This window comes from Methylobacterium sp. (genome assembly GCF_019750675.1).
Lineage (GTDB): Bacteria > Pseudomonadota > Alphaproteobacteria > Rhizobiales > Beijerinckiaceae > Methylobacterium.
This window is the reverse complement of the sequence record NZ_JAIEOF010000337.1, coordinates 1-5,422: the sequence shown is the minus strand read 5'-3', so window position 1 is coordinate 5,422 and position 5,422 is coordinate 1. Positions and strand designations below refer to the sequence as shown.

Genomic DNA, 5,422 nt, shown 5'->3' with positions numbered 1-5,422 from the left:
ATGCATGTTCGGGAAGCCTGGAGGCGCGGTAACCGCCTCACCAAGATCGAAGGGGAAACACCAACAAAACCAAGTTGGTGCGGCCAAGAGGACTCGAACCTCCACCCCTTGCAGGACTAGCACCTCAAGCTAGCGCGTCTACCAATTCCGCCATGGCCGCATTGTCTCACCGCGTTCGCTTCCGTCCGCCGCCCCGTGGGGTGAAGCGAACGATCTCTCGTGGCGCGGCGCAGCTAGTAGCAGACGAAATTTCGTCCGACAAGCGCCGCGGCGGCGGGATCAGCGGAAATCGCCGGCCCCCTCCAGGATCGGCACCGCGCCGTCGCCGATGGTGACGCCGGGCAGGCGCACGACCTCGGCCTTGCGGATCAGTTCCGTGATCTCGACGGAGATCCGGTTGCCCGTGACCACGATCTGGCCGCGGGCGATCGGGTGGTCGTTGGCGAGAATCTCGACCATATCGGTCTCGGTGGATTCGAGCTCGATCACCGCACCGCGGCCCATGCGCAACAGGATGTGCAGGGGCATGTGACTGCGCCCGAGCACCACCGTGAGATCGACCTTGAGGTCTTCGAGAACCGCCACGCGACCCGTTCCTTCCCGGGGACGTCCGGCGCGAAGCGGCGCCCGTCCCTCGCCGACTGTCCATGCGCGATGGTGAAGTCTTGGTAAACGAAACGATAACCGCTCCCCGTCTCGCCCTGCCGACGGGACATTTCCGCGCCGGGCCGGGAGCGGGACCGGTGGAATGGCGCATCAGCGACGCACCGGTGCCCTACGCGGCGGCGGTGGCGGCGATGGAGGCGCGGGCCGAGGCCATCGCGACGGGCGCGGCCCCGGAATGCGTCTGGCTGCTGGAGCACCCGGCGCTCTACACGGCGGGCACCTCGGCGCGGGAGACGGACCTCGTCGCCCCCGATCGCTTCCCCGTGCATCGAACCGGGCGGGGCGGGCAGTACACCTATCACGGCCCCGGACAGCGGGTGGCCTACGTGATGCTCGACCTCAACCGGCGCCGGCGCGACCTGCGCGCCTACGTGGCGGCCCTGGAGGCCTGGATCATCGCCACCCTGGAGGCCTTCAACGTGCGCGGCGAGCGGCGCGAGGACCGGGTCGGCGTCTGGGTCCGGCGCCCGGAGAAAGGGGCGGGCGTCGAGGACAAGATCGCGGCGATCGGCATCCGCGTGCGCCGCTGGGTGAGCTTCCACGGCATCAGCCTCAACGTGGAGCCGGACCTGTCGCATTTCAGCGGCATCGTCCCCTGCGGGATCTCCGGCCACGGCGTCACCAGCCTCGTCGATCTCGGCCATCTCGTCACGCTGCCGGAGGTCGACATGGCGCTGCGCGCGGCCTTCGAGGCCATCTTCGGCGAGACGGTGCTGGTCGAGGATCGCGCCGCAGGCCCGGGTCGCCCAGGGGACCCGGCCTAGACGACCGGGACGCCCCGCCCCTTGGCATGCTCGGCGGGCTCCACGTGGATGACCACCACGGATCCTTCGATGGCGCCCTCGATGGCCTCCTCGAGACGGTCGCAGATCGCGTGCGAATCCTGCACCGTCATGCTGCCCGGCACGACGAGGTGGAAATCGATGAAGGTCGCTTGGCCCGCGTGCCGCGTGCGGACGTCGTGGGCCTCCAGGGCACCGACGCTGTGGAGCGAGATGAGTTCGCGGATCTTGGCCACCATGTCGGGCGGGGCCGCCCGGTCCATGAGCCCGCTCACCGATTCGCGCACCATCCCCCAGCCCGACCAGAGGATGTTGAGGGCGACGAGTCCGGCGATGAGCGGATCCAGGATGGCGAGGCCGGTCGCCGTCACCAGGGCCACGCCCGCGAGGACGCCGCCGGAGGTGACGACGTCGGCCATGACGTGGCGCGCATCCGCCACCAGCGCGGGCGAGCGCCAGGCCCGGCCCCGCGCCATCAGGGCGATCGCCCAGGCCCCGTTGATCGCGGTGGCGACGCCGTTGACCGCGAGCCCGAGGAGCGGCGCGTCGAGGGGCTTGGGGGCGAGCAGGCCGTGGAAGGATTCCCGGAGGATCAGGATCGCCGCGACGATGATCAGCGCGCCCTCGATGACGGCGGAGAAATACTCGGCCTTGTGGTGTCCGTAGGGGTGGTCGTCGTCGGCCGGGCGCGCGGCGACCCGCAGCGCGACCAGGGCGAACACGGCCGCCACCACGTTGATGATGCTCTCGAGGGCGTCGGAATACAGCGCGAGACTGCCGGTCAGCCAGTAGGCCCCGAATTTCAGACCCATCACCAGCACGCCGATTCCGGCACTGACGAGGGCGGCTTTCTGGGTACGATCCATGATGGCGTCCGGGTTCTCCCGGAGGGTCACGTCACCGCCCGGCCGGCGAGCCCATAGCGGCAGCGGCCGCGCCAAGGCCACGGCAAAGGTTGAACCCGTCGCTGAAGGATTGAGCCGCGGCTATGACGGCTCGGCCTCGGGAGGGGACACGTCCGGCGCCCGGGCGCGTTCGCGGCTCTCGAACCGGGCCGCCTGCTGGCGGGCGCGGTCCGCCTTGCGCCGGTAGCCGCGCGCCACCCATCCCCAGCGGCTCGCCGCGGCGAGACCCTCCAGCCGAAGCGCCTCGCGCTGCCAGTAGGACACGAGTTGTCCATCGAGGGTCACGCGCTGCCGTGCCGCCCGGACCCTGCTCCCGTCGCTCATGTCGTCTCCCGCCAGCGGATGCGTTGCTCACACGATGTTCGGCGCCGCGCCGTGCGGACCCGATCGTCGAAACTCGGCAGGATCGCGGGGGCTCCCGGCAAACCAGGCCATCCGCTCTCGCTTCCTCGACGCCGTCCGGTCCTCGCCTCCGTCGCCGAAACGGTGCCGGGGTTGCGGCTGCCCTTCCCGAGAACAGACCGGGCCCGAACCGGTTCCGCCCCCATTGATCCGGGCCGCCGATCGGTGCAGTTGGCGCTCCATGCGCGTCGACCTCTTCGATTTCGAGTTGCCGGAGGCGAGCATCGCCCTGCGCCCGCCGGTGCCCCGCGATGCCGGCCGCCTCCTCGTGGTGCGCCCCGGCGAGGCCCTCGCCGACCGCAGCGTGCGCGACCTGCCCGGCCTGCTGCGGGCCGGCGACGCGCTGGTCTTCAACGACACCCGCGTGATCCCGGCGCGCCTGTCGGGCATCCGGCACCGGACCGGCTCGCCGGGCCTTCGCATGGAGGCGATGCTCCACCTGCGCGAGGCGCCGGATGCGTGGCGCGCCTTCGCCCGCCCGGGCAAGCGCCTCGCCCTCGGCGATCGCGTCGCGTTCGCCCCCCGCGAGCCCGGGCCGCCCGGCGACCATGGGACGCTGGATGCCGTCATCGCGGCGAAGGGGGAGGGCGGCGAGATCGTGCTGCGCTTCGCCCTGGCCGGCCCCGCCCTCGACGCGGCCGTCGCGCGGATCGGGGATCTGCCGCTGCCCCCTTACATCGCGGGCAAGCGCCCGACCGATGCCCAGGACGCGACCGACTACCAGACCGTCTACGCGAGCGTGCCGGGCGCGGTGGCCGCCCCCACCGCCGGCCTGCACTTCTCGGAAGCGCTGTTGGCCGACCTCGACGCGGCGGGCATCACCCGCCACACCGTCACCCTGCATGTAGGGGCCGGCACCTTCCTGCCGGTCAAGGCGGAGGACACCGACGACCACCGCATGCATGCGGAAATCGGTATCCTGGATGTCGATACGGCCGGGGCCCTCAACGCCGCGCGCGCGGCGGGCGGCCGCGTCGTCGCCGTGGGCACCACCGCCCTGCGTCTCCTGGAGAGTGCGGCCGACGCCGACGGGACGCTGCACCCGTTCTCGGGCCCCACCGAGATCTTCATCACGCCGGGCAAGCGCATCCGCGCCGTCGACGCGCTGATGACCAACTTTCACCTGCCGCGCTCGACTCTGTTCATGCTGGTCTCGGCCTTCTCGGGCCTGGAGACCATGCGGGGCGCCTACGCCCACGCCATCGCGTCCGGCTACCGGTTCTATTCCTACGGCGATTCCAGCCTGCTGTTCCCCGCCGCGTCCTGAGGCGAGCGGGCGTGCCCGGCCCGTGAACCGGTGCTAAGAGGGCGCCCATGTCCGACACCGCCGCCCTCCAGAAAGACTTCACCTTCCGCCTCGACGCCACCGACGGGGCGGCGCGCACCGGCGCGATCACGATGCCACGGGGCACCATCCGAACCCCGGCCTTCATGCCGGTGGGCACGGCCGCCACCGTAAAGGCGATGTACCCGGGTCAGGTGCGGGATCTCGGCGCCGACGTGGTGCTGGGCAACACCTACCACCTGATGTTGCGCCCCGGCCCCGAGCGCATGGCGCGGCTCGGCGGCCTGCACCATTTCATGAACTGGCCGCACCCGATCCTCACGGATTCCGGGGGCTTTCAGGTGATGTCGCTCTCCGCGCTTCGGAAACTCGACGAACAGGGCGTCACCTTCCGCTCGCACGTGGACGGCTCGACCCACCACATGAGCCCCGAGCGCTCCATCGAGATCCAGGGGCTGCTCGGCTCGGACATCCAGATGCAGCTCGACGAATGCGTGCGCCTGCCGGCCGACCACGCCACCATCGAGCGCGCCATGCATCTGTCCCTGCGCTGGGCCGAGCGCTGCCGGGTGGCCTTCGGCGAGCAGCCCGGCAAGGCGATGTTCGGCATCGTCCAGGGGGGCGACGTGCCGCGCTTACGGGTGGAGAGCGCCCGGGCGCTGACCGACCTCGACCTCAAGGGCTACGCCATCGGGGGCCTCGCGGTGGGCGAGCCGCAGGCCGTGATGCTCGCCATGATCGAGACGGTGGAACCCGACCTGCCGGCCCAGAAGCCGCGCTATCTCATGGGGGTCGGCACGCCGGACGACCTCCTGTGCTCGGTGGCGCGCGGCATCGACATGTTCGACTGCGTGATGCCGACCCGCGCCGGCCGCCACGGCCTCGCCTACACCCGCCACGGCCGGATCAACCTGCGCAACGCCCGCCACGCCGAGGACACGCGCCCCCTCGACGAGGCCTCCGCCTGCCCGGCGGCCCGCGACTATTCCCGCGCCTACCTGCACCACCTCGTGCGCAGCGACGAGATCCTGGGCATGATGCTGCTGACCTGGAACAACCTGTCCTACTACCAGGACCTGATGGCGGGGATGCGCCGCGCCATCGCCGAAGGGCGCCTGGCCGCCTTCAGCGAGGAGACCCGCGCCGCCTGGGCCCGCGCGGAAGCCGAGCGCGCCGCCCCGTGAGGCGGGATCGCGGACGGGCGACCGCAATCCCGGTTGACCCCATACCGCCGAGCCCCTATTGCGGGCCACGCTGTCCGACACACCCCGGCCCCACAGGCGCCGCGGCCCCGATCGTCGGATGCGAGCGCGTAGCTCAGTTGGTAGAGCAACGGACTTTTAATCTGTAGGTCTTGGGTTCGAGCCCCAACGCGCTCACCA

The 5,422-nt window shown here is 71.1% G+C and carries 6 protein-coding genes and 2 tRNA genes; 4 read left to right on the top strand and 4 right to left on the bottom strand.

The features are described from left to right. Positions 1-75 precede the first annotated feature (75 nt). Positions 76-160, bottom strand: a tRNA-Leu gene (locus K2X24_RS17120). 119 nt (positions 161-279) lie between these two features. Then, entirely contained in the window at positions 280-585 is a 306-nt protein-coding gene (locus tag K2X24_RS17115) for a FliM/FliN family flagellar motor switch protein (protein WP_238282553.1), read from the bottom strand. An 80-nt stretch (positions 586-665) separates the two neighbouring features. On the opposite strand from K2X24_RS17115, the gene lipB reads away from it, so the two are divergent. After that, the gene (gene lipB / locus K2X24_RS17110) at positions 666-1,430 is read left to right on the top strand and encodes a lipoyl(octanoyl) transferase LipB (protein ID WP_292499535.1); all 765 of its coding nucleotides are present in this window, start codon (positions 666-668) and stop codon (positions 1,428-1,430) included. On the opposite strand, the gene K2X24_RS17105 is transcribed toward lipB, so the two are convergent. Continuing rightward, a complete protein-coding gene (locus K2X24_RS17105; RefSeq protein WP_292499534.1) occupies positions 1,427-2,314 on the bottom strand; it encodes a cation diffusion facilitator family transporter in 888 nt (295 codons plus the stop codon). The two genes, lipB and K2X24_RS17105, sit on opposite strands and share 4 nt — an antisense overlap. Positions 2,315-2,434: 120 nt before the next feature. Beyond that, positions 2,435-2,677, bottom strand: coding sequence for a hypothetical protein (locus tag K2X24_RS17100; RefSeq protein ID WP_292499533.1), 243 nt, complete (start codon positions 2,675-2,677; stop codon positions 2,435-2,437). Between the two features lie 259 nt (positions 2,678-2,936). On the opposite strand from K2X24_RS17100, the gene queA reads away from it, so the two are divergent. From queA to K2X24_RS17085, 3 genes are all read left to right on the top strand, one after another. Then, positions 2,937-4,022 carry a tRNA preQ1(34) S-adenosylmethionine ribosyltransferase-isomerase QueA gene (gene queA / locus K2X24_RS17095; protein WP_292499532.1) on the top strand — a complete coding sequence of 362 codons (1,086 nt, stop codon included), beginning with the start codon at positions 2,937-2,939 and terminating at the stop codon, positions 4,020-4,022. A 47-nt stretch (positions 4,023-4,069) separates the two neighbouring features. Then, complete coding sequence (gene tgt, locus K2X24_RS17090; RefSeq protein ID WP_292499531.1) at positions 4,070-5,224, top strand: tRNA guanosine(34) transglycosylase Tgt; 1,155 nt, start codon at positions 4,070-4,072, stop codon at positions 5,222-5,224. Between the two features lie 122 nt (positions 5,225-5,346). Next, a tRNA-Lys gene (locus K2X24_RS17085) sits at positions 5,347-5,422 on the top strand.

What these genes read in the sequence shown, in the direction of transcription:
- queA (WP_292499532.1), top strand. Translation starts at nt 2,937, where the DNA reads ATGCGCGTCGACCTCTTCGATTTCGAGTTGCCGGAGGCGAGCATCGCC.
- K2X24_RS17100 (WP_292499533.1), bottom strand. Translation starts at nt 2,677, where the DNA reads ATGAGCGACGGGAGCAGGGTCCGGGCGGCACGGCAGCGCGTGACCCTC.
- tgt (WP_292499531.1), top strand. Translation starts at nt 4,070, where the DNA reads ATGTCCGACACCGCCGCCCTCCAGAAAGACTTCACCTTCCGCCTCGAC.
- K2X24_RS17105 (WP_292499534.1), bottom strand. Translation starts at nt 2,314, where the DNA reads ATGGATCGTACCCAGAAAGCCGCCCTCGTCAGTGCCGGAATCGGCGTG.